This window comes from Massilibacillus massiliensis (assembly GCF_900086705.1).
In the GTDB taxonomy this organism is placed as follows: Bacteria; Bacillota; Negativicutes; order FLKF01; family FLKF01; genus Massilibacillus; species Massilibacillus massiliensis.
Genome location: NZ_LT575483.1, coordinates 2,149,812 through 2,171,583, shown reverse-complemented (window position 1 = coordinate 2,171,583; position 21,772 = coordinate 2,149,812). Strand labels below are relative to the sequence as shown.

Here is a 21,772-nt window from a genome sequence, read left to right as displayed (position 1 = left end):
CAAAATTTTGCTTAATATTTAGTTTATTTATAAAATAAACTAAATATTAATAGAATAATCAAAATTCAGTTAGTTTATTCTTTTAATAAGCTAACTGCAAAATTATATAAGAAAGTTTTTACAAACATATTGCACTTAATTTTTTAGGCCATTAACCGCTTTGCAATTGGAGTTACATTGCATACGCCAGCTTCTTTTTGCACCGATTGTAGCATCTTCTTCACAGGCACCGTTAAAAGCTCCCCGCCCAGCCGATAAATAAGCGGCTCCACCTTTAAACTTCCCAGCCCAACCTCACTATTGCTGATCACCATACCAGCCGGAACAACATCCCCTACAGCTACTTCAGCTTTGAGTTTTTTATTAATAATTTTCAAAAACATATGCGTTTCCGTTACATCACAAGAGATAATTTCAGCACCTTTCATTTCTTTAATCAACGGTAATACGGCTGTACAAAGCTCTAAATTATCTAATCTTCTGTAACGGTCAGATAGGAAAGCTCTAACATTACCATCTAACGTGCGGATCATCCGGCGTTCCGGGGCTTTCATGAACCAACTATTGATATTATCGTCTAAGAGCGATGGATATTCTTCCCACATCTTCTGATAATACCGATAAGGAATTTGCTGTCTGGACGCGATCTGCTGATGAGCCAGTTCATTGAGTATAAAATCTGTCGCAGTATTTTCTAAGCTAAGTGATAATACTGTATTACGCCCCGTTGTCTTCACTTCCAAATTGCGGGTATCTGCAATAAAATCTTTTCTCGCTTGCCTTTGACGTTCTAATTCCTGACCTAATTCCACTGAACGCCCCTGCACTGAAGTACAGGGGTTATTATTGCGACTGGAAGTCGGGGTTTTTACCTAGCGCATTGAAAATAAAAAAGATTTTGAATCCTGCCTCCAGAAAAAGCAGCAAAAACAGGAAAATTTATCTCAAACAGAAAAGCAAGAAAATTTCGCAAGCTATTTAAATCAGCTTTTGCAAACCTATTGGTATCCTTTTCTTAATGAATGAAATTTAAAAAATTCTTTTCGTAGACTATCTCCCATAAGGTTTTTTTAAGGTTTTTTCGCATAAAAATAGCCCTCACAGGAATCCCTGTGAGGGCTTGATTTACTTATGGAGCGGGCGAAGGGAATCGAACCCTCGTGTCTTGCTTGGGAAGCAAGCGCTCTACCATTGAGCTACGCCCGCATATAAAAATTGTTCATCATCCACAACATTATTATTCTACCACTATAAAAAAAGTATTTCAAGTATACATTCCATTAGCAGATAACCAATTTATGCATATATTTCTGGATATTTATACTATAAATGTTATGATTTCGAGTTTTGTATTATCACATACTGTATACAATTCAATTATTCTGTATACATACTGTAAATCTATTTACTATTTTTTTAATATACGTATAATAAAAAATGTAGCTTGATTTAAGAATATACATTTTCAAAACAAGCTGAATCCGCTTTCAGGATTGGAATCTTCCATCTGAAATAAATCAAACCTTTGAAAGGATGTGTCCTCTATGAAACAAGAAGAAACTTGCCAATGTCTATATTGCTGGGAAGGCAAATGCTATCTAAATGCAGCCGTATCCCCTGAGGAATACGATGCGCATCAACCAAAATGCAATAACTGCAAATTCATGAAAGTAAAAAAATCTTAAATTATAGTATACAACACAATACTGCACCCTATGATGGCATATAAGAATAAATAATTTATTCTTATATGCCATATTTCTTATCGTAGTAGAGGACGATTTTATAATAGCGAATGCAACTTGCATTCGCTATTATTATTGTCTTTCACTCACTAACTTATTTCAAATCTAAGGTTATCTTATTTAATAACCCGCTTTTCCAAACTAAATAGTTCCTCTGTTTTTTGCTGCATGAACTCATGCGTATCTGCAATCGCCTGATTGTAAATATATACGCCCATAGTGTTCAAGGTAAAGTCCAAATAATTTTCAGCCTTAAAAGTGCTTATCTCCTCATCATATTCGTGCATAAAAATTTTTTTGATTTCTTCGATGAGAATTTGCTTCCGCTCCTTGCTCAACTCTATGCAGTTCATAATAAACGACCTTCCCCTCTTGAAAATTTTATAATTAGAATAGTTAAATTATCTAAATAACGTAAAGATTGTAAAATAAGATAAAAACGGTTACTCTAGTATTATACTACAGTAAAAATTTTATCAGATTCAGTGCATTATTTCTCCTTAACTTTTTATAAAACTGAAAGCAGGTGAGACAATTGCCAAAATCACAAAAGCCATTGGATGTGCTTATTATCGGTGCCGGCATTGGTGGATTAACTGCCGGATTATATGCTGCACGAATGAAGTTAACTACCTTAATTTTAGAAGATGAACTCGTAGGCGGACAAATCATTGATGCCTACGGCATTGAAAATTATCCCGGACACCTCATCTAATGTACAAAAAACATTAGATGTAAATGGTATCTTTGTAAATATCGGCGTTGAGCCAAGAACACAGTTATATAAAAACGATATAGCACTGGCTAAATCCGGGCATATTATCGCTGGAGAGACTTGTGAAACCAATATTAAAGGTGTTTTCGCTGCAGGCGATATACGAACAAAACCCATACGGCAACTAACAACCGCTGCTGCTGATGGAACCGTAGCCGCTCTGCTCGCTGAAAAATACATTGCAGAAAAAGGAAAGGAGCAGTAAAAATGGTTAAAGTATATTCTATTCCAAATTGTCCATGGTGCCAAAAATTAAAAAAATATCTTTCCCTAAACAATATCGATTTTACCGAGGTCAATGTCGAAGACGATGAAGCCGGTCGAGACGAATTATTTGCTCTTACAAATCAACTTAACGTCCCTGTCGCACAGATTGAAAAAAATGTTGTCATCGGCTTTAACAAAGAAGAATTGGATACGTATTTAAACTTAAACCAAGGAGGAATGTAAAATGAATATTTATGATTTTAACGCAAAAACCATCAAAGGTGAAGAAGTATCACTCTCAAAATACAAAGGAAAGGTACTCATTATTGCAAACACTGCAAGCAAATGCGGTTTTACACCTCAATATAAGGGACTGCAAGATTTATATCTGCAATATAAAGATCAAGGTCTCGTAATTCTAGGTTTTCCGAGCAATCAATTTGCTGAACAAGAACCTGGTACAAGCGATGAGATACAAAATTTCTGCCAAGTGAATTATGGGGTAACTTTCCCGTTATTTGAAAAAATAAATGTACGTGATGAAAACATCCATCCGCTTTTCCAATATCTAAGCGACCAAGAGCCTTTTCAAGGGTTTGATTATAACCATCCAACCGGAGAAAAATTACACAATGTATTAAAAGAAAGATTCCCTGCCTTCTTGGAGGGTAATTCAATTAAATGGAACTTTACGAAGTTTTTAATTGATCGAAACGGCAACGTCGTTAAACGGTATGAGCCTACAACAGAACCATCCGCAATGAAAGAAGCAATTGAAAAATTACTTTAATTTCATTCGATCGAAGCAGCTAACATACACGCCCCGAAGTGAAGTAAAACTTCACAGATCATTTATAAACTTGAATAACAACATACTAAAAGAGGCTATCTAGCTAGGTAGCCTCTTTAGGTTGTCGATGAAATAAAATATTTATGTCAAGCCCTAGAAAATAACTACATCCGTTCCACTCATAAACTAGTACGAAGATAGATTGCTGGTTGGTGAGAAGTGCTTAGATGCTAGGCACAGTAAGGTGTTACGGAGGAGTCGTACGTCGGTACGTCGACGAGTAGCACCTTACTGTAACGACGCAGCTGAGCGCTTATCGCCGACCAGCGACCTATCTGTCCATAGTTTATCTACATACTAAAAAGAGACTATCTAGTTAGATAGTCTCTACTCTTTATATCATTGGTGGGCGATGACAGGATCGAACTGCCGACATCCTGCTTGTAAGGCAGGCGCTCTCCCAGCTGAGCTAATCGCCCATAAAATAAATGGAGGTTCCTCACTTACGCTCGGAACAAAGCGAATCACACAAAATCAATTCTGATTTTGGTTCTCTGCTTTTTTTGGTGACCCGTACGAGATTCGAACTCGTGAAGCCGCCGTGAAAGGGCGGTGTCTTAACCGCTTGACCAACGGGCCACAAAATGGTGATCCACCCGCGACTCGAACGCGGGACACCCTGATTAAAAGTCAGGTGCTCTACCGACTGAGCTAGTGGATCATAATGGTGCCTTAGGACAGAATCGAACTGCCGACACGAGGATTTTCAGTCCTCTGCTCTACCGACTGAGCTACCAAGGCATAAATGGCGACCTGGATGGGACTCGAACCCACGACCTCCGCCGTGACAGGGCGGCATTCTAACCAACTAAACTACCAGGCCATATTGTTTTTTTGGTGGGCGATGACAGGATCGAACTGCCGACATCCTGCTTGTAAGGCAGGCGCTCTCCCAGCTGAGCTAATCGCCCATATAAAATTGGTGACCCGTACGAGATTCGAACTCGTGAAGCCGCCGTGAAAGGGCGGTGTCTTAACCGCTTGACCAACGGGCCACAAAACCAATGACAAAATACGCCAAAAATACTACTCATGCAACAATTTGACGCTTACGTCACTTGATTAGTATACACAACATCATTCTATTTTGCAATAGTTTATTTTATTATTTTTTTCACCAAATAAAGACAGCTGTCAATCAAAAGAAAAACCCTGCGAACAAATCGCAAGGTTTTAAGATCTTTTTTCTCAATAGTTATAAAAAGTTATTTATAACTAGGTTCAAATTCATCATATTCAAAATAACCATCTTGCATAGTCTTTTTAATCCAATGACCCGATTTCTTTATTCGTCTGTTTCTATTATCTTCTAAATCAATTTCCACGTACCCATAACGATTTTTAAATGCATTATAAGGAGAAACATTGTCCGTGAAATTCCACATCAAGTACCCAAAACATTGACTGCCTTCATCAATTGCTTTGTATAACCAGCGCAGATGATCCGCAACAAAATCGATCCGATAATCATCTTGGATTACCCCAGTTGCATCTTTATGCTGCCATTCTCCCTCTACGCCCATGCCGCTTTCCGTAACTAACCAAGGCAAATCATGATATTCTTTTTTTAATATCATGGCAAAATCGTATAATCCCTTCGCATAAATTTCCCAGCCTCGGAATGGATTCATTTTCTTCCCTTGCAGTTCATACTCATCATAATAGTAATGCGGGCTGAATTTAATCTTTGAGTTCCATGCAGACATCCTAGCTTTTACGCGATTAGGACGGTAATAATTCAACCCCATAAGATCGATTGTATTGGCTTTTATGATTGACAACTCTTCCTCTGTAACATCAATCATGCAATCATGTTCTCTCAGTATGGAAAAGTATTCTTTAGGAAACTCACCTTTAATGCACGGATCCATATAGATTTTATTATAGAATAAATCATGCATTTTAGCCGCATACACATCATCAGCAGATGTAGAACGCGGGTAACTTGGTGCTGCATTGATAATAATGCCGATTTTCCCATTTATTTTTTTGCCATATCCTTTTTCATGATATACCTGAACAGCCTTTGCAGTTGCTAATACTTTATGATAGTTCCACTGCATCGCTTCCTGCGTATCATTTTTATATGGATACCAAACGCCATCCATAATTGCCAGTTCAGGAAATACAATCGGTTCATTAAAGGTAAACCAATATTTCACTCTATCGCCATACAGCTGAAATGCAGCTTCAGCATATTGAACATAAAGCTCCACAACTTTTTTGGATTTCCAGCCACCATACTTCTCGAACAATTGATTGGGTAATTCCCAATGTTCTAAGCAAAGAATTGGTTCAACACCATTATGAATCAATTCATCAATTACGGCACTATAAAAAGCCGCTGCTTCTTCATTGACCTCTCCAGTTTCATAGTCTTTGATAAATCTGGACCAATCAATTGATGTTCGATAGGCTTTCAACCCCATTTGTTTCATCAATGCACAATCTTCTTTATAGCGATGATAAAAATCGGTTGCAATGGTTGGCCCATAGCCTTGGTGCCATCTTTCCGGATTTGTTTTGTAGGCAGTATCGATCAGAGAATCCTGCTTTGCCGTTTTACCCGCCCATCCTTCCGTCTGCCAAGCAGATGCTGAAGCACCCATCATAAAATTCTCAGGTAAATAATATCTCACGTACATTATCCCCTTTTCATTTCTTATATAATAAAATCATCTCTTCAATTAAGTCTTTTGCTAAAATAGCCGTCATCAAATGATCTTGTGCATGGATTAATAATAAATTTACCTCTTGCTTTTCGCCCCGTGACTCTGCTTGTAAAAGCTCCGTCTGAATATGATGCGCCTCAATAAGTTCGGCTTTTGCCTTGCCCATAAGGTCTTCGGCTTTGCTGAATTCTCCTTTACGAGCACAACGTAAGGCTTCAAGCGCGTGGCTGCGGGCATCACCTGCATGCAAGATCATCGTAAAAACAATTTGCTCGCTATTCATAAATACTGCCTCCTAAAAATCAACTATCCTTTCATGGCATATGCTTGCGCGAGAACTTTCTTTCCGTCTACCATGCCATAGCTTACCGAATCAATCACCGCCGAAACTTTTCCTTTAGCAGCAGCAATTTCGCCGATACTCTTCGCTTTATATCGAATCTGCGGACCGATCAATACGACATCATATGTATCGATATACTCATCCAGCTGATCTACCGAACAAGCAAAGATGTTATCATCTCCACCGCTGGCTTCACTTTCTTTTTGCATCTTTGTCACCAATAAACTTGTTGACATTCCCGCTGAACAGACCAATAAAATATTCATCACGTGTTCCCCTCTTTTATGTAAAATCCCTTTCCCAAACCCTTTATTACAAAAAATTTCTTTTTTAGAAATGGAAATCTAATTGCGTACGAATTAGTTTTCGTTTTGCATTCTGCTCCACAGCGGTTCCTGTGCCGTAATTATAATCTCCGGTACTAAGACCTGAAATATTTAATTTCTGTTCAGAATAGAATGTTTCCCATTGTACATTTTTATATGGTACATAGGTGACTCCAAAAATCCAGCCTTTCATATCCGTTGGTAAGGAACACCATTCATCATCATGTGAAGCATCTCCGTATTTGCCAAAGTTCACATAACGAACATACGCACCAAAAGACCCCACTTTATTCAGATCTACACCCTTATAATCCAATCTGTATTCCTGACTACTATCTTCAAGATCCGCATTTGTTTTAGCATACGTTGTAGTAAGTACCAAATTCTGATTTAACTTCGTTCTTAGATCTAAGGAACCCCATCGATCCATCTTTTGTACATCCTTATCATCATTTCCGGCAAGCACCAAATTCGCTTCTAGATTCTTGCCCAACTTACCAACAAAATTTACCCCTTTAATATTGGCCGATTGCGAATCTACCGAGCCATCTGCCATGCTCATTAAATTTCCCTGCGTTGGTCTTAGACTGAATACACTGCCCTTCCAACTCGGTGAAAAATTATAATCCAGTTGAATACCGTTCGCCGCATGACCGAATGCAACATTTTGGAAACCATACCCCCACCATTTTTTCCCCATGGTTACGCCAACTTGTCCGTTTCTTCCCTCAACCCAAATCCTTTGGAAAGTACCGTCCTGATCATCATCACCTTTGGTTCTCCAATACTGTCCATTGGCAGTATACCCTTTGCGCGTTTCACTTTGAAAATGTGCATCCCATTGATCGTCAACTTTCATTTTTCCTTCTAAATTCATGTAGAAATGTTTATTGACATTGGTACTGAGCCCATTGCTCGTATCACTGTCATATTTCGCTCTTACAAAACCACTGAGCATTACCTTATCGACTCGTTTATCTAATTTATCGTACTTATCATTTAGTTTATCTATTTCTGTAGCATATTCCGCTTCAAGCTTTCTAATTAAAGCTTGATCTTGTGCACTTGCCTGATCTACTTTCGTCATTGCCCTAGCGACAATAATCGCCATTTCATAACGGCTTAAAACGTGATCTCCTCTATAAGTTCCGTCTTGATACCCCTCTATTATACCATCTTTTGCTAATTGATTGACAGCATCATAACTCCAATGTTTCTCAGGTACATCAGAAAAAATACTGGATGCAAGTGCTGTTCCCGTAATCCCAGCCGAAAGTGTCAAAGCCAAAATTGTACTTAAACTTTTTTTCATTTTTTTCTCTCCTCAATATGCAATGATTTTTTTAAATGCCATCCCAAATTACTGATTTTAAACATGAAAACTTTGGTTTGATGTTACAGATGGTTTTGTCTCCGCGATTGCACCTTTTTCCTCTTTTAATTTCGCTTTATCCCACATCTTAAAGAATGGATAGTAAATCGCACCGGAAACTAAGAAGCAAATTAATTGTAATACGGAGGCTCTGATATCTCCGGTATCTAAGAAAGCATTGATAATTGGCGGCGTAGTCCACGGCGCAATTGCAAACATTTTATCCACTAAACCTGCATCAATCGCAAAATACGCAATCGTTGCAGTAATCAATGGCGCAAAGATAAATGGAATCATGATCACCGGATTCATGACAATTGGCATTCCAAATAAAATTGGCTCATTGATGTTGAAAAGCGAAGGTCCAATCGCCGACTTTCCAAGAACTTTTAACTGTCTGGATCTGCTAAATAAGAGCAGCATAAAAGCCAGTGCCAAAGTAGCACCCGATCCACCGATCAATGCATACACATCCCACAACTGATTACAGACGATATTCGGAAGGGCTTCACCAGCAGCCTTTGCAGCAGCATTCTGTTCAGCTAATGCAAACCATACTGGGCTCATCGTTCCCTGTACCAAGGCAGCACCATGCAGTCCTACACACCATAATAACTGTGCAAACAATATGCAGAGCAAAAATGCCGGTAATGTAGCGCCCATACTAAGAATTGGTGCCGCAAGAATCTTATAAATAAAATCTTGAACATTGGTTTGACCAGTTAATAATACGCTATTAATCACCCAAACAATAGCAAGTGCTGTAAAACCAGGGAGCAACGCAGTAAAAGAACGCATGACTGCCGGCGGTACCCCTTCTGGCAATTTAAATACAAAATTCTTGCGAATCATATACCGCTGAATTTCTACTACAAAAACGGCGGACAGCATCGCAACAAACAATCCTTTACTCCCCATCCATGCAGAGGTAATATTACCATCCTTCGTAAATGGCGTTGCCAGCATAAAAGCTGCTACACTGAATAAAGAATTCGCTAACGGATCCATTTTGTAAGAATTCGCTAATGAGTATGCTACCGAAAAAGCTGCCATAAGTCCCATAAGCCCCATGGTAGCATTGTTGACCGAACATAAACTGCCCACATAAGGTTTTACCATATCCGCTAACACTGGGATTGGCGGAAAAGCCAAAATAAGAAATAACGATCCTATCAATAATAAAGGTATGAGGGCTACGATACCATCTCTAATTGCTTTCAAATGCCGTTGTTCTCCAATTCGTGAGGCGATCGGCGTATAAGTTTCTTCAAGCCATTTAATAATTCCGTCCATACATATACACTCCTTTTCTACTTTGGTATTCAGACTCATCACGCAATCTCACACCCGCGTTCTCATTTTCCTCCTTTCCTTTTACTTTTCTTAAACGCAAGAACTATGCCAATACACATAAATTTGTCCTAATTATTTGAAAAGCCTGATAATTTTCAATTCTGATCGTCATGTGTATTTTTGTGTATTCTTTTTTGTATCGTATCTTAGAATGAAAAAACAGATGTTTAGGCTCAAACCTAAACATCTGTTCAGACTGTCTACACAATAAACTTCAGCAATCTGCTGCTATTGCTTCTCGCATATAAACATCACAGATAATACATGAGTTTTACTATATTCTCATATTCATATTCATCCAATGTAATTTGAAAGCTTTCCTCTAATGCGCGTAGACAATCTGCTATAGCTTTATAACTTGCTTCATATTTATCACGCTCATCAATATGCCTTTGTTTTGTATAGTCAAGGCTTTCACCCCTTACTAATTTTTCAACAACACAAGCCAAATGCATAATCAATCCAATTCCGACTTCTTCACTCAATACAAGATTATAATTTTTTAACTTTTTATAAAATGCATTCCATGCTTGCATAAATTTTTCGCCATCAATTTTAAGATTCTCTTGAATGACTTCTTGCATAAACTGAACTTTTTCCAGTACCAGCTCCGTCTGTCTTACTTCGCCCATGCTTTCCATAAGTAAAGGCTCCAAATCTCCCTCGATCAGTTGCTTCGTAGAAATATGTTTAATGCTTCGATCCTGTGGTCTGATACTGCTTACAACTGCAACCAGATTTTTTTCCTGTTTGACCTTATCCAACTGCCGCTCAAAATTTTTTATGCTGCCGATTTCAATGGGTATAACATCAATCTTTCGGCCATTTTCCTGCAAAGATTTTTCGATCATATTTTTTAATTTGATCGCCGTCCCCTGACCAGTAATACATGCCGTTACAATCACATTATCTTTCAACTGCTCACGAAATACATTCCCATGCATACGCCCGATATACGGGCTTAAATTGGTCACTGCATAATAAATATCATTTAAAGAAACACGCATCAAAGATTTACGTGCCGCTTCTAAAACCATTGGTGTACTCACCATCTCAACTGTCTTAATCGGCACTAAAGTACGTTCATAAATCATGTCACCAAACATCACCAATGATCCCATATCAACAAGAAGAATAACACCTTGTCCCTCATTATGCACTTCAATCAGTTTTGTAATATTCTCCAAGGCTGTTTCAGTTTTTTGATCTAAAGGCATATCATAGCCCACTACATGTTTCTCCCCTAGCAGTCGATTGGCGACCTCTGCCATTGAGCTCGCGGTACTGACACCATGCATTGCCACAATTACGCCGACCCGCCCCGTATTGGTCTTTTCAATATAATCATCCGCGACCAAAAACATTGTAATAAATCCGACTTCTGCCATAGGAACCTGTATCGCGAAATTTTTTTGTATAAGCACCGCAAAATATTGGGCAATTACAAATTCTTTTGCATATAGCTTTTGTATTTCATCCAGATAAGGATTTGAAATTTCCCGTCCTTCCCGGATGCGCTCCAACGTACTCGAAATATGAATACTCATACCAAATAAGATTTTATCATCATATTGTCGTTCTAGCCGTTCACTAACATATCGCAAAAATTCCTGTGCAACGTCAACTACTTTTCTGTCAACAATTTTATATAATTCTTCCAGATTCCCCTGCCTGAATTTCATCATATATTTTTTTATGTAAGTTTCGATGTCCATTGCCAAAATCAGCTGAACATCACTTTCGCTCAACCCTTTTGCTTTTAAATCCATCATTTTCTCTTCTAACGATTCGTAAATGTTAAACGCACCTGCCTGTTGAGCCTCAACACAGGCATCTTGTGATGGATGAAAAATGATTTCTTCCATCACGCCGATTTTATCCAACTCACCGCGATGTTCTTTATATTTGACGAAACCACGTCTAATATATTCCGGTAAATCTTCACTATGGACACGCAGCACTTTATCGTTACTGCCCACATAATCCAAAAATGCTTTGGCACAGCTGAGTTTGATATCATTTTTTAGCTGACCGATATTGTTGACACAATCATAGAGCAAAAACGCTTTCAATGAATTTGGTGAAATGCCAATTGGTACCTTTAAGCATTGCGCCTCTCTTTGAAAAAAGCATTTAATCAGCTCCCATCGTTCATTCATTGTCCGTTCTCTGATCGGAGGTAAATGAATCATCATCGGAATGCGTCGTGTAAAAGTCCGCAGCAATGCAGAATCATTCTGTTCCGTCGTAGCACAAATAATCAAAACTTCTACTTTTTGATAGGCTTCTACATCCCCCATACTGCGAAAAGCACCTTTATCAATCAAATAAAATAGCATCTCCTGCCCTTCCGGCGGGAGTCGATGTACTTCATCTAAAAATAAGATTCCATGATCGGCCTTTTCTACTAATCCGCTTCGATCTCGCTCGGCACCTGTATAACTTCCTTTCTTCGCGCCAAATAACTGCGTAAGTAAAAGCTGCGGATTATGTGCATAGTCCGCACAGTTAAACGCGACAAATGGTGCATCGGCTTTTAATCGACCAATTGCTTTGGCATACCGAAAAATACACTCTGCAAACATAGACTTTCCAACGCCTGTCTCCCCAAACAACAAGGTATGTAGTCCCAACGGTGGATACATAACGGCTGCCTTTGCTTTCTGTACAGCAGTTTTCAAGCTTTTATTTGCCCCAATAATTTGATCCATGATAGAAGATTCCAGCGGTGTATAGTCATCCTTTACATTTTTCTGTGTCAGTTTATATAAGACCGGCTTTCCTTCAATTTTTTCTAATCTGCCCGCTTTTACAAGTGCATTTAAATCTCCGGAGGCATTTGATCGTTGAATCCCAAGTTCATTTGCAATGTCATCTGTACTTACACCAGTACACGAACGTCGTTCACTGCACAAACTTTTCACCATTTCAAAAACATGCTCAATCCGCTTCATTTCGCCCTCACCTATAAATATAATTTAGCAAATAATATTTTATAGTTATAACATTTGCCAATAAACGTCAAAAACCTGCTTTTAATTATTTATATGGAAAATAAATGATTTGTTCATTCATTTATACGCCTATTGCTATTTATCGCTGCACATTTAACCAAGCTTTAAAAGTTCAGATATAATCTACCTGTGCAAACGTTCGCCGTATCCCGCGCAAATACTCTATTTCTGCGTATCCAAAAATAACGACTAAACCATTTTTCAGATCCGGCCGCAAATGATACTTCACTCTAAACGCACCTGCATATGCAAGCCAGGGTATAACTGAGCCAATCATACAAGTACCCAATCCCAAAGCTTCTGCGGCAAGCATCGCATAAGTAGCCGCAATCTGTGCATCAGCCGGATCGGCATAAGGTGACCCTTGAAAAACCATTGCAAGCGGTGCCCCGTAAAGAATATAATCTTCTTGATTTTTCTTTCCTTCAATAGCAAAATCCAGAAAGGGTTCTACAAAATCGTCAAACATTTCGCAATACGCCTTTCCAATAAAAGGTCTAAGTAGAACTCGCATTGGCTTAGAAAGAAACCACCGCTTTGCCGCAACAAAATCAATAAAATCGAAGGAAAATCCACGTACTTTATCAAAGCCCTCCAATACCAAAACACTTACATCCGACGGAGGTATTCCCATCGGTGCTGTTGCAGCCGCATCTAGAATTTTTGTAATTTTCGTTTTCTCAACTTCTTTATGTTGAAATCTTCTCACACTACGTCTAGACAGCATTAACGCATGAAGATTTTCATAATCTGCACATTTTGTTTGTTCTGGCAACGGTAAATCATCGGAAACCGATAACGTCCGTCCGTGAACAGTTATACAGCCTTCAGGACAAACCATCTGACACTGTGCACAGCCAATACAACCAAAAAGATTATCCGCTTTGATCCTCACGCACCCGTTTTCCATATACAAAACTGAACTGCATACTTTACTGCATAATCCACAAGCTGTGCAACGTGTATTGTCGACGTGCACCTTTGCATTGACTTGTGTCCGTGTGGTTTTAACTGCCATGCAGGGTCTCCCCCTTCCAATGTCATTTCATAAAACACGTTCTCTTTATATCATAAAATTCTACATTGCCCTTTTATGAAAATAATACCATTTTGTGTATTATTTCACAAGTAAAATAAACCACTATAACAAAGACGGCATAATTAAGCGATACAACATCGTTAACTATGCCCTTATTTATCTTTATTCAGTGGCTGAATATACGGTATCCCTTTATCCCAGCCTATATACCGGACTTCCAGATCGTACTTCTCCTTAAAGTGCCCAATCACCGGATCATATACGTTCGGAAAATCAATTCCAAGTACGATCCCTTTCAAAATCTTATCAAGAGAAATAAATTGATATTCTATGTCATCTGAGTAAAAAACATATCGATATTCTGTCTCATCTCTCCAATCACGATTTTTATGAAAGAAAATCGTGTTCGCATACTTATCGATATGCTTTTGTACGATATATTTCATTCTATCTTTCGTCAATTCTTCAGCTTTAAAAGTAGCTGCTTCTCTCACATCGTGAAATGAATTCGTATATGTGACAACACCTCGATATACCTTTCCTTTACCAGATAATGCTCTATCAATTTCTTGATCTAACTTTTTTGCATCAAAAATTAAACAAACGCCCCGATGATTTCCCGCATATTGCGCCCACATTCTGGCACGGGCAAATCCTCTGCAACCAAAACCACTCTGGCAATTTGAACGATCATCCTGTGTTAAGCAAAGTACCTTACAGCGTTTTAATCGTTCTTCATTTACAGAGGAAATCAAATCAGCACCGGATTTTTTCAATCGTAAGTGAAGCGCATCAACGATTCTCCAGTCCTGTGACTCACGAGGATCATTCGTTTCTTCAAACGGCCCGAATCTAATTTTTCCCGAATATAAAATCTTTTCTATTGCAATTTCTAAAGTTGTATAATGATATAAATATTGATCAGTTACGATCTTCGAAAACATGCATCTCCACCTCACATACACAATAACTAAAGCATCCCATAATTCACTAGTATACTACAAAGCAGGAATTTATTTACTTACGTAGAATTATGTAGAAAAAGAGTGTGAATCTCTGTAAATTATGATCATTTTGAATCCACAAAGTACGAAATTCTTAGATGAAGCGAAACAATTTCATATCCTGCGCACATAACACCAAAGTTAGTCTCTTATCCTTGTACTCTTAATAGAAAATTGAACGATTTTTATTGAAAAGGATTGGGAAGGGAGCTTATTATGCTACAACCGGAACAAACAGATGTCCATGTTGCTCGGCAACCAATTTTTGATGTGAATTTGAATGTTTTTGGCTATGAACTACTATTTCGCAGCAACAATGCCGTAAATAATTATACTGGCATTGACGGCGATCAAGCGACGCTTGATGTCATCGCAAATAGTTTTTTATTGATTGGCATTGACGTATTAACCAATGGGAAAAAGGCGTTTATAAATTTTACTGCAAATGCGTTAAAAAATAGTCTTCCCGCTATGCTGCCGAAAGAAACAATTGCTGTGGAAATTCTAGAGAATGTCGAACCTGATGAAGAATTGATCTGCGCCTGTGAAAATTTAAAGAAAAAAGGATATTTACTCATTTTAGATGATTTTGTTTTTGCACCACGTTTTTTACCGCTGATTAAAATTGCTGATATTATTAAAGTTGATTTCCGCTCAACAAACCGCTGTGAGCGACAGCAATTAATTGATCAAATGCGTAATTATCCCCTAAAATTTTTGGCTGAAAAAGTTGAAACTCCAGAAGAATTTCAGGATGCACTTCGCATGGGATATTCCTACTTTCAAGGCTATTTTTTTTGCAAACCTTGCATCATAACCGGCAAAGATTTGTCCGGTTATAAAACAAGTTATATGCGAATTCTCCAAGAAATCAACCAGCCTGAATTGGACCTAAAAAAAGTGGAATCTATCATTAAACAAGACGTCTCTCTATCTTACAAATTACTGAAATTTATGAATTCGTCTGCTTTTGGTTTTAAAACTAAAATCAACTCGTTACAGCACGCTTTAGCACTCTTGGGAAAAAAAGAACTGACCAAATGGGTATCCTTAATCGCCCTGAAAAATCTTGTTTCAAATAAACCCGATGAATTAATTTTAAATTCACTCATTCGTGCTTGCTTTGCAGAAAAACTAGCAGCAAAAAAAATTTGTCCGCAGAGAACTTCCGATGCCTTTCTCATGGGTATGTTTTCACACCTTGACGTTTTACTGGATCGTCCACTGAGTGAAATCCTTGAAGAACTCTCTTTAAGCGAAGAAATTAAACGCGCTTTACTTGAAAAAGAACAAAATCAATTTTTCATCCTCTACCAATTAATAAAAACTTATGAAATTGGCAATTGGAAGGATGGTTTAGTTTATATAAAACAGTTGAAGCTCCATGAACACGACGTATTAAAAGCATATCGAGAATCTTTAATTTGGGCACACAACTTAATTATGTGCAATCACTAAAGAATTCATCACAAAAATTATGATACAAAGGCTGTCGCATTAAAAAATGCGGCAGTTTTTTTATGACAATGGCGAACAGCCATCGGCGCGTGCATTGGTACATTAAGATTTTTTCATTTGTCTTAAAAACTCTTTTAACGCCCGTCTCTGTTCTGGTCTCAAACTTCTTACAATATCAAATAAACTGTTTAGCTCCGAATCAACCTCAGAGTTATGCAGTGAAAAAAATTCACCTAAAGTAAAACCCAAAGCGGAAATAATACGCTCCATTGTATCAAAAGCAGGCTGCTGATACCCACTTTCAATACGGCTTAGGTTTGCTTGTGAAACTTCACATAGTTTTGCCAGACGATTCATGCTTACATTTTGCGATTCTCGAATTTCTTTTATTCTCTGTCCTATTTTCACAATGATAACCCCTTTACTTATATGAATTCGTATAGCTAGAGTGTAGCATAAATATTTTTATAACTTATTATACGAATTGGTATTGACATTAATACTAAAAGGAATAAAATGTTATTATAATTCGTATTAGAGGTGGCTATATGATCAATATTGGTAAGCAATTATTGCAATTACGTAAAAGTAAAGGGTTATCCCAAAACCAATTAGCAATTATATCGAAAGTTCCACAATCTGCAATCAGCGAAATCGAATCCGGCAAACGAAAAAATCCCGGGATCATCTATTTTCAACAACTCGCAACAGCCTTAGACGTATCCTTGCCCGATCTGTTAACCAATGACCCGGTCAAGAATCCTCCCAAATCTTTGCTTGCTGAAGAAACAAAACCATAAAATACAAATTGCAATCTAAAATTCGCAGCCTGCTTATGAAAGGAAATGATTATGCTAAAAGATTTAGGTGTACAAGTAGCTCGCCAACCAATTTTTGATGTAAATTTAGATATTTTTGGCTACGAGTTACTCTATCGCAGTAGTTTTGTTAATCATTATGACGGCATCAACGGCGACCAAGCAACACTTGATGTAATCCGAAATAGTTTTTTACGCATCGGTATAGACACCTTGACCAACGGAAAAAGAGCATTTATTAATTTCACAACAAACTGCCTAAAAAACAATCTTCCTGTTATGCTACCCAAAGAAATTCTCGGTGTAGAAATCTTAGAAGATGTACTGGCCGATGAAGAAATCATCAACGTTTGCCAGAAACTAAAACAAAATGGGTATTTATTAGTATTAGATGATTTTGTATTTACTCCAGAACGCCTCTCATTAGTAGAATTAGCCGATATCATTAAAATAGATTTTCGCACAACTTCACCCAAAGATCGTCGGCAGCTTTTACAACGATTACGGAATTATCGGCTGAAGTTCCTCGCCGAAAAAATAGAAAAACACGAAGAATTTCAGGAAGCCCTACACTTAGGCTTCTCCTACTTTCAGGGATATTTTCTTTCCAAACCGTCAATTATAGCCAGTAAATGATGGTGAATTTATTGCACTCCAAATATAGATTTAAAACTTATTATATGGTCCAATACGTTCAGCCATTCATCATGTGGAACTGTAGTCATTTAGCCTTGATCAATTTTTTTCAACGCTCTGTCCTTCAAAATCAAAACCACCAGTTAAACTGGTGGTCTGCTCCGACCCTACAAGAGTCAATTACTTGTGGTAGCACCTTAAAAGATGCATTGATATGCTCTGACAACCACATTATCACCACTGGCTGCCCCCTCCTCGGGGGCTTTTTTATGCCTTATTTATTCTTGCTACCCGTAAACGGGTCTTCAAATTCCTTCAAACTTAATTGATCATTGGCTATATCTTCTTGTAACTGATTTTTAATATATTCCTTTATTGCATTTTCATATTTTCCTACCGTATCCACATAATATCCTCTACACCAAAAATGTCTATTTCCATACTTATATTTTAAATTTGCATGCCTATCAAATATCATCAAACTACTCTTGCTTTTTAAATATCCCATAAAACTTGCGATACTTAAATGTGGCGGAATAGTTACCAACATATGAATATGATCCGGACAACATTCTGCCTCTATTATTTCAACTTTTTTACGTGTACATAATTCTCTAAGTATTTTTCCTATATCTGACTTAATCTTTCTGTAAATAACCTGTCTTCGATATTTAGGCGAAAAAACTATATGATATTTGCATCTCCATTTACTATGTGATAAACTTTGTACGTCATTCATTGACAGGAACCTCCTATGTTTTTTTGTGGTTGTCAGGCCACTTAAATTTTAACATGGGAGGTTCTTTACTTCTCTTTAAGTTTTTTTCTTTACCCCCAGTTGAACTGGGGGATTTATCATGCCTTTTCGGCGCCACTGAAAATACCTCCTACCGAATGATTCGGCAGGAGGTATTTTGATAAAAGCATCAACAATGTGTAACAAAAAACCTTCTAAACAAAGTTTAGAAGGTATCATTTACTATGGTGATCCACCCGCGACTCGAACGCGGGACACCCTGATTAAAAGTCAGGTGCTCTACCGACTGAGCTAGTGGATCATTACGATGTACTCACAATGAGATATTATACTGTACAATCATGTCATTGTCAATGCTTTTCTATTATGAAGAAGTCTGCTATCTAAGATAGCAGACTTCTTATTTAAAAAATTTCTTTTAAAACAATGGTTTGTTCACGTCCAGGGCCTACAGAAACAATGCCCAATTGAATTCCTGTAACTTCTGCCATACGCTCTAAATATTTACGTGCATTCACAGGCAATTCATCATAAGAACGAACTCCGCTAATGTCAGTATTCCAACCTGCAAAAGTTTCATATACCGGTTCAACTTCAGCATATACCTTCAGGCTTGCTGGCATTTCATTGATAAGCGCACCTTTATATTTATAGCCAACGCACATTTTAATTTCTTTAAATGTATCTAAAATATCGAGTCGCGTAATTGCCATATAGTCAATGCCACTTAAATAGCCCGCATAACGAACAACACAAGCATCCAACCAGCCGCAACGGCGTGGACGCCCAGTCACTGTCCCAAATTCATGCCCACAATTGCGAATCATATCACCAATTTCATTTAATTGCTCTGTTGGGAACGGGCCTTCGCCAACACGCGTACAATATGCTTTGACGACGCCTACAACTGTGCTGATTTTATTTGGACCAACACCAGCACCCACACATACGCCACCAGCAATTGGATGAGAAGACGTAACATATGGATATGTACCATGATCAAGATCAAGCATTGTTGCCTGCGCACCTTCGAATAATACTTTTTTGCCTGTTTTAATTTCCTCATTTAATAATGCAGAAGTATCCACAACATGTTTACGTAAACGATCCGCATAACCAAGATATTCTTTTTTAACGGTTTCAAAATCAAAGCCTTCATGGCTGTAAACCGCTTTGAGTAGTTTATTTTTCAGTTTAAGATTTGCTTCTAATTTAACGCTGAATTCTTCTTCATCCATCAAATCGCAAACACGGATACCAATACGATCATCTTTATCAATATAACATGGACCAATCCCACGTTTTGTTGTACCGATTTTCTGATCGCCGCGTGCTTCTTCAAACAGCTCATCAATCAACTTATGGTATGGCATAATTACATGGGCACGGTTAGAAAGTCTGATGCCATCTACATCAATTCCCTTTTCCTTCATCCCATCCATTTCTTGCAGCAATACTTCCGGATCAACAACAACACCATTGGCAACAACGCATTTTTTCCCTTTATATAAAATTCCAGAAGGTAATAAACGTAATTTGAACTCTTTTCCATTTACTACAACTGTATGACCGGCATTGCTGCCTCCTTGATAACGAACGACTGTATCTGCTCTCTCTGCCAAATAGTCAACGATTTTACCTTTACCCTCGTCTCCCCATTGAGTACCCATTACAACAACTGCTGACATTAAACATCCACCTCTCAGTTAAGCAAAACGTAAATTTTTACGCAAGCTAATTTATGATAGATCGAAACAAGCTATGATCGCGTCTACATAATTGCAGCTAGCAAAATCAGTTGAAGCAAGCCTCGATTTTTTCGCTTTATCACATTGTCAAAACGACAAAAACAACTCAAATTGACATACATATCATGCCTCTTTTTGAGTTTTCGTAAAACTGTATTCTTATATTCCTCGCTTATCATAGCATTGAAATACAATAGGTGTCAAATGCTAATTATAAATCATGCGATTCTCACAATAAAAAAGGGATGAATTTATTCCTATAGAACTTAAATCCGCCATAAGAACACTTCATACCCTTTTTGCATACAAACTTATTCCTGCAATCTCGATAAATCACAGAATTTCGTAAATTGTTTATGGAAAAATAATTGCACTGTATCCACCGGCCCATTCCGATGTTTTGCAATGATAACTTCTGTAATATTTTTATTTTCTGTATCTGGATTATAATAATCCTCACGATAAAGAAACGCAACGATATCAGCATCTTGCTCCAGTGACCCAGATTCACGCAAATCACTCAGCATTGGTTTCTTCACTTGCCGTGATTCCACGCTACGACTCAGCTGGGAAAGTGCAATCACCGGCACATTCAATTCACGCGCCAAAGCTTTTAAAGAACGAGAAATCTCAGAAATTTCTTGTTGGCGGTTATCCCCGCCTTTACTGCCGCTGCCTTGCATCAATTGCAAATAGTCAATGATGATAAGCTGTAAATCATGTTCAATTTTTAACCGACGCGCTTTTGAACGCATCTCCATTACCGTAATACCTGCCGTATCATCAATAAAAATCGGTGCTGACGCAAGTCGATCAGCCGCACTAATCAATTTACCCCAATCACGATCCTCAAGTTCCCCAATCCGCAATCTTTGTGAATCAATCGTTGCCTCCGAACAAAGCATACGTTGTACCAGCTGTTCCTTCGACATTTCCAGCGAAAAAAAAGCAACCGCTTTTTTTTCGCGAATCGCAACATGAGATGCAATATTTAACGTAAAGGCTGTCTTTCCCATACTCGGACGTGCAGCTACAAGAATTAAATCCGAAGGCTGCAAACCAGATGTCAGTTTGTCAAAATCTTTAAATCCTGATGCAAGACCAGTAATCCCGCCCTTCGACGCATAAAGTTGTTCGATCTTTCCAAACGCATCAAAAATAATACTTTTAATCGGGGTAAAATCTCCGCCAATTTTACGCTCCGATACTTCCAGTATCATTTTTTCCGCTTTGTCAATAATTGCTTCCACATCTTCGGCATCTTCATATCCCATACCAGCAATCGTTGTCGCCGAGTTGATCAAACCTCTGAGTAAAGATTTTTCCTCGATAATTTTACCATGGTACAAAATATTGGCCGCCGTTGGAACACTATTGGCAAGTGAAGTAATATAGGCAATCCCGCCGACCGTTTCTAATTTATCATTTTTTCTAAGCGATTCCGTTACTGTAACTAAATCAACAGCTTCATTTTTATTAAACAAATCCAACATCGTATCGAAAATAATCGTATGTGCTTCCCGATAGAAATCACTGCCCTTTAAAAACTCCGCTACTTTAGAAATTGCTTCTTTTTCAATTAACATCGCGCCAAGAACTGCTTGTTCCGCCTCAATATTCTGCGGCGGTACCCTATCGATCATTCTTACATCCCC

Annotated in this window: 21 protein-coding genes and 9 tRNA genes; 7 read left to right on the top strand and 23 right to left on the bottom strand. The window is 38.1% G+C overall.

All coding sequences use genetic code 11. The annotated features are described in order from the left end of the window. Window positions 1-143 precede the first annotated feature (143 nt). The 3 genes from BN6559_RS10415 to BN6559_RS10405 all read right to left on the bottom strand — a co-directional run bounded on the left by BN6559_RS10415 (window position 144) and on the right by BN6559_RS10405 (window position 2,098). The gene (locus BN6559_RS10415) at window positions 144-812 is read right to left on the bottom strand and encodes a hypothetical protein (RefSeq protein WP_199883923.1); all 669 of its coding nucleotides are present in this window, start codon (window positions 810-812) and stop codon (window positions 144-146) included. A 320-nt stretch (window positions 813-1,132) separates the two neighbouring features. Then, window positions 1,133-1,206, bottom strand: a tRNA-Gly gene (locus BN6559_RS10410). 655 nt (window positions 1,207-1,861) lie between these two features. After that, complete coding sequence (locus BN6559_RS10405) at window positions 1,862-2,098, bottom strand: DUF2164 domain-containing protein (protein ID WP_110954640.1); 237 nt, start codon at window positions 2,096-2,098, stop codon at window positions 1,862-1,864. Between the two features lie 182 nt (window positions 2,099-2,280). Between BN6559_RS10405 and BN6559_RS19260 the strand changes: the two genes are divergently transcribed. Genes BN6559_RS19260 through BN6559_RS10390 form a run of 4 tightly spaced genes read left to right on the top strand, consistent with a single transcriptional unit; the run spans window position 2,281 to window position 3,517 of the window. Beyond that, window positions 2,281-2,460 (top strand): FAD-dependent oxidoreductase, encoded by a 180-nt coding sequence (locus tag BN6559_RS19260; protein ID WP_199883922.1) that lies wholly within the window; start codon window positions 2,281-2,283, stop codon window positions 2,458-2,460. Continuing rightward, a complete protein-coding gene (locus tag BN6559_RS10400; RefSeq protein ID WP_199883921.1) occupies window positions 2,420-2,725 on the top strand; it encodes an NAD(P)/FAD-dependent oxidoreductase in 306 nt (101 codons plus the stop codon). The genes BN6559_RS19260 and BN6559_RS10400 overlap by 41 nt, the downstream gene beginning before the upstream one ends. A 2-nt stretch (window positions 2,726-2,727) precedes the next feature. Beyond that, window positions 2,728-2,970, top strand: coding sequence for a glutaredoxin domain-containing protein (locus tag BN6559_RS10395; RefSeq protein ID WP_110954639.1), 243 nt, complete (start codon window positions 2,728-2,730; stop codon window positions 2,968-2,970). A gap of 1 nt (window position 2,971) precedes the next feature. Next, a complete protein-coding gene (locus BN6559_RS10390) occupies window positions 2,972-3,517 on the top strand; it encodes a glutathione peroxidase (protein ID WP_110954638.1) in 546 nt (181 codons plus the stop codon). Between the two features lie 403 nt (window positions 3,518-3,920). On the opposite strand, the gene BN6559_RS10385 is transcribed toward BN6559_RS10390, so the two are convergent. From BN6559_RS10385 to BN6559_RS10315, 15 genes are all read right to left on the bottom strand, one after another. Next, window positions 3,921-3,996, bottom strand: a tRNA-Val gene (locus BN6559_RS10385). 85 nt (window positions 3,997-4,081) lie between these two features. Further along, window positions 4,082-4,156 (bottom strand) — tRNA-Glu (locus tag BN6559_RS10380). Between the two features lie 6 nt (window positions 4,157-4,162). Next, a tRNA-Lys gene (locus tag BN6559_RS10375) sits at window positions 4,163-4,238 on the bottom strand. A 4-nt stretch (window positions 4,239-4,242) separates the two neighbouring features. Beyond that, window positions 4,243-4,318, bottom strand: a tRNA-Phe gene (locus BN6559_RS10370). Window positions 4,319-4,323: 5 nt separating this feature from the next. Beyond that, window positions 4,324-4,400: transfer RNA gene (locus BN6559_RS10365), tRNA-Asp, on the bottom strand. 12 nt (window positions 4,401-4,412) lie between these two features. After that, window positions 4,413-4,488 (bottom strand) — tRNA-Val (locus BN6559_RS10360). A gap of 9 nt (window positions 4,489-4,497) precedes the next feature. After that, window positions 4,498-4,572: transfer RNA gene (locus BN6559_RS10355), tRNA-Glu, on the bottom strand. A gap of 210 nt (window positions 4,573-4,782) precedes the next feature. Continuing rightward, window positions 4,783-6,216, bottom strand: a complete 1,434-nt coding sequence (locus tag BN6559_RS10350; protein WP_199883920.1) for a glycoside hydrolase family 1 protein — start codon at window positions 6,214-6,216, stop codon at window positions 4,783-4,785. 16 nt (window positions 6,217-6,232) lie between these two features. Next, window positions 6,233-6,532: a PTS lactose/cellobiose transporter subunit IIA gene (locus tag BN6559_RS10345; RefSeq protein ID WP_110954636.1), complete on the bottom strand. Its 300-nt coding sequence runs from the start codon at window positions 6,530-6,532 to the stop codon at window positions 6,233-6,235. Window positions 6,533-6,555: 23 nt separating this feature from the next. Continuing rightward, on the bottom strand, window positions 6,556-6,858 hold the full coding sequence (locus tag BN6559_RS10340; protein ID WP_110954635.1) for a PTS sugar transporter subunit IIB: 303 nt from the start codon (window positions 6,856-6,858) through the stop codon (window positions 6,556-6,558). 64 nt (window positions 6,859-6,922) lie between these two features. Then, window positions 6,923-8,230 (bottom strand): S-layer homology domain-containing protein, encoded by a 1,308-nt coding sequence (locus BN6559_RS10335; protein ID WP_110954634.1) that lies wholly within the window; start codon window positions 8,228-8,230, stop codon window positions 6,923-6,925. Between the two features lie 57 nt (window positions 8,231-8,287). Continuing rightward, on the bottom strand, window positions 8,288-9,583 hold the full coding sequence (gene celB / locus BN6559_RS10330; RefSeq protein ID WP_110954633.1) for a PTS cellobiose transporter subunit IIC: 1,296 nt from the start codon (window positions 9,581-9,583) through the stop codon (window positions 8,288-8,290). Between the two features lie 311 nt (window positions 9,584-9,894). Continuing rightward, complete coding sequence (locus BN6559_RS10325) at window positions 9,895-12,597, bottom strand: sigma 54-interacting transcriptional regulator (RefSeq protein WP_110954632.1); 2,703 nt, start codon at window positions 12,595-12,597, stop codon at window positions 9,895-9,897. A 172-nt stretch (window positions 12,598-12,769) separates the two neighbouring features. Next, on the bottom strand, window positions 12,770-13,675 hold the full coding sequence (locus BN6559_RS10320; protein WP_110954631.1) for a nitroreductase family protein: 906 nt from the start codon (window positions 13,673-13,675) through the stop codon (window positions 12,770-12,772). Between the two features lie 173 nt (window positions 13,676-13,848). Next, window positions 13,849-14,640, bottom strand: a complete 792-nt coding sequence (locus tag BN6559_RS10315) for a DUF2971 domain-containing protein (RefSeq protein WP_110954630.1) — start codon at window positions 14,638-14,640, stop codon at window positions 13,849-13,851. 276 nt (window positions 14,641-14,916) lie between these two features. Between BN6559_RS10315 and BN6559_RS10310 the strand changes: the two genes are divergently transcribed. Beyond that, window positions 14,917-16,158 (top strand): EAL and HDOD domain-containing protein, encoded by a 1,242-nt coding sequence (locus BN6559_RS10310; protein WP_110954629.1) that lies wholly within the window; start codon window positions 14,917-14,919, stop codon window positions 16,156-16,158. A gap of 102 nt (window positions 16,159-16,260) precedes the next feature. Here the strand turns inward: BN6559_RS10310 and BN6559_RS10305 are convergent, their stop codons facing one another. Continuing rightward, complete coding sequence (locus BN6559_RS10305) at window positions 16,261-16,566, bottom strand: helix-turn-helix domain-containing protein (protein WP_110954628.1); 306 nt, start codon at window positions 16,564-16,566, stop codon at window positions 16,261-16,263. A gap of 140 nt (window positions 16,567-16,706) precedes the next feature. Here BN6559_RS10305 and BN6559_RS10300 point away from each other — a divergent pair, with 140 nt between their 5' ends. Further along, on the top strand, window positions 16,707-16,958 hold the full coding sequence (locus BN6559_RS10300) for a helix-turn-helix domain-containing protein (RefSeq protein WP_110954627.1): 252 nt from the start codon (window positions 16,707-16,709) through the stop codon (window positions 16,956-16,958). 51 nt (window positions 16,959-17,009) lie between these two features. Continuing rightward, window positions 17,010-17,612: an EAL and HDOD domain-containing protein gene (locus BN6559_RS10295; protein ID WP_110954626.1), complete on the top strand. Its 603-nt coding sequence runs from the start codon at window positions 17,010-17,012 to the stop codon at window positions 17,610-17,612. A gap of 274 nt (window positions 17,613-17,886) precedes the next feature. On the opposite strand, the gene tnpA is transcribed toward BN6559_RS10295, so the two are convergent. The 4 genes from tnpA to dnaB form a co-directional block, all read right to left on the bottom strand. Then, window positions 17,887-18,351 (bottom strand): IS200/IS605 family transposase, encoded by a 465-nt coding sequence (gene tnpA, locus BN6559_RS10290; protein ID WP_110954625.1) that lies wholly within the window; start codon window positions 18,349-18,351, stop codon window positions 17,887-17,889. Window positions 18,352-18,594: 243 nt separating this feature from the next. Further along, window positions 18,595-18,670, bottom strand: a tRNA-Lys gene (locus BN6559_RS10285). 103 nt (window positions 18,671-18,773) lie between these two features. Continuing rightward, window positions 18,774-20,057 (bottom strand): adenylosuccinate synthase, encoded by a 1,284-nt coding sequence (locus tag BN6559_RS10280; protein ID WP_110954624.1) that lies wholly within the window; start codon window positions 20,055-20,057, stop codon window positions 18,774-18,776. A gap of 371 nt (window positions 20,058-20,428) precedes the next feature. Beyond that, complete coding sequence (dnaB, locus tag BN6559_RS10275) at window positions 20,429-21,760, bottom strand: replicative DNA helicase (protein WP_110954623.1); 1,332 nt, start codon at window positions 21,758-21,760, stop codon at window positions 20,429-20,431. Window positions 21,761-21,772: the final 12 nt, after the last annotated feature.

What these genes read in the sequence shown, in the direction of transcription:
- BN6559_RS10345 (WP_110954636.1), bottom strand. Translation starts at nt 6,532, where the DNA reads ATGAATAGCGAGCAAATTGTTTTTACGATGATCTTGCATGCAGGTGAT.
- BN6559_RS10325 (WP_110954632.1), bottom strand. Translation starts at nt 12,597, where the DNA reads ATGAAGCGGATTGAGCATGTTTTTGAAATGGTGAAAAGTTTGTGCAGT.
- BN6559_RS10280 (WP_110954624.1), bottom strand. Translation starts at nt 20,057, where the DNA reads ATGTCAGCAGTTGTTGTAATGGGTACTCAATGGGGAGACGAGGGTAAA.
- BN6559_RS10295 (WP_110954626.1), top strand. Translation starts at nt 17,010, where the DNA reads ATGCTAAAAGATTTAGGTGTACAAGTAGCTCGCCAACCAATTTTTGAT.
- BN6559_RS10390 (WP_110954638.1), top strand. Translation starts at nt 2,972, where the DNA reads ATGAATATTTATGATTTTAACGCAAAAACCATCAAAGGTGAAGAAGTA.
- BN6559_RS10320 (WP_110954631.1), bottom strand. Translation starts at nt 13,675, where the DNA reads ATGGCAGTTAAAACCACACGGACACAAGTCAATGCAAAGGTGCACGTC.
- BN6559_RS10335 (WP_110954634.1), bottom strand. Translation starts at nt 8,230, where the DNA reads ATGAAAAAAAGTTTAAGTACAATTTTGGCTTTGACACTTTCGGCTGGG.
- BN6559_RS10395 (WP_110954639.1), top strand. Translation starts at nt 2,728, where the DNA reads ATGGTTAAAGTATATTCTATTCCAAATTGTCCATGGTGCCAAAAATTA.
- BN6559_RS10300 (WP_110954627.1), top strand. Translation starts at nt 16,707, where the DNA reads ATGATCAATATTGGTAAGCAATTATTGCAATTACGTAAAAGTAAAGGG.
- BN6559_RS10340 (WP_110954635.1), bottom strand. Translation starts at nt 6,858, where the DNA reads ATGAATATTTTATTGGTCTGTTCAGCGGGAATGTCAACAAGTTTATTG.
- BN6559_RS10405 (WP_110954640.1), bottom strand. Translation starts at nt 2,098, where the DNA reads ATGAACTGCATAGAGTTGAGCAAGGAGCGGAAGCAAATTCTCATCGAA.
- dnaB (WP_110954623.1), bottom strand. Translation starts at nt 21,760, where the DNA reads ATGATCGATAGGGTACCGCCGCAGAATATTGAGGCGGAACAAGCAGTT.
- BN6559_RS10310 (WP_110954629.1), top strand. Translation starts at nt 14,917, where the DNA reads ATGCTACAACCGGAACAAACAGATGTCCATGTTGCTCGGCAACCAATT.
- tnpA (WP_110954625.1), bottom strand. Translation starts at nt 18,351, where the DNA reads ATGAATGACGTACAAAGTTTATCACATAGTAAATGGAGATGCAAATAT.
- celB (WP_110954633.1), bottom strand. Translation starts at nt 9,583, where the DNA reads ATGGACGGAATTATTAAATGGCTTGAAGAAACTTATACGCCGATCGCC.
- BN6559_RS10400 (WP_199883921.1), top strand. Translation starts at nt 2,420, where the DNA reads ATGCCTACGGCATTGAAAATTATCCCGGACACCTCATCTAATGTACAA.
- BN6559_RS10315 (WP_110954630.1), bottom strand. Translation starts at nt 14,640, where the DNA reads ATGTTTTCGAAGATCGTAACTGATCAATATTTATATCATTATACAACT.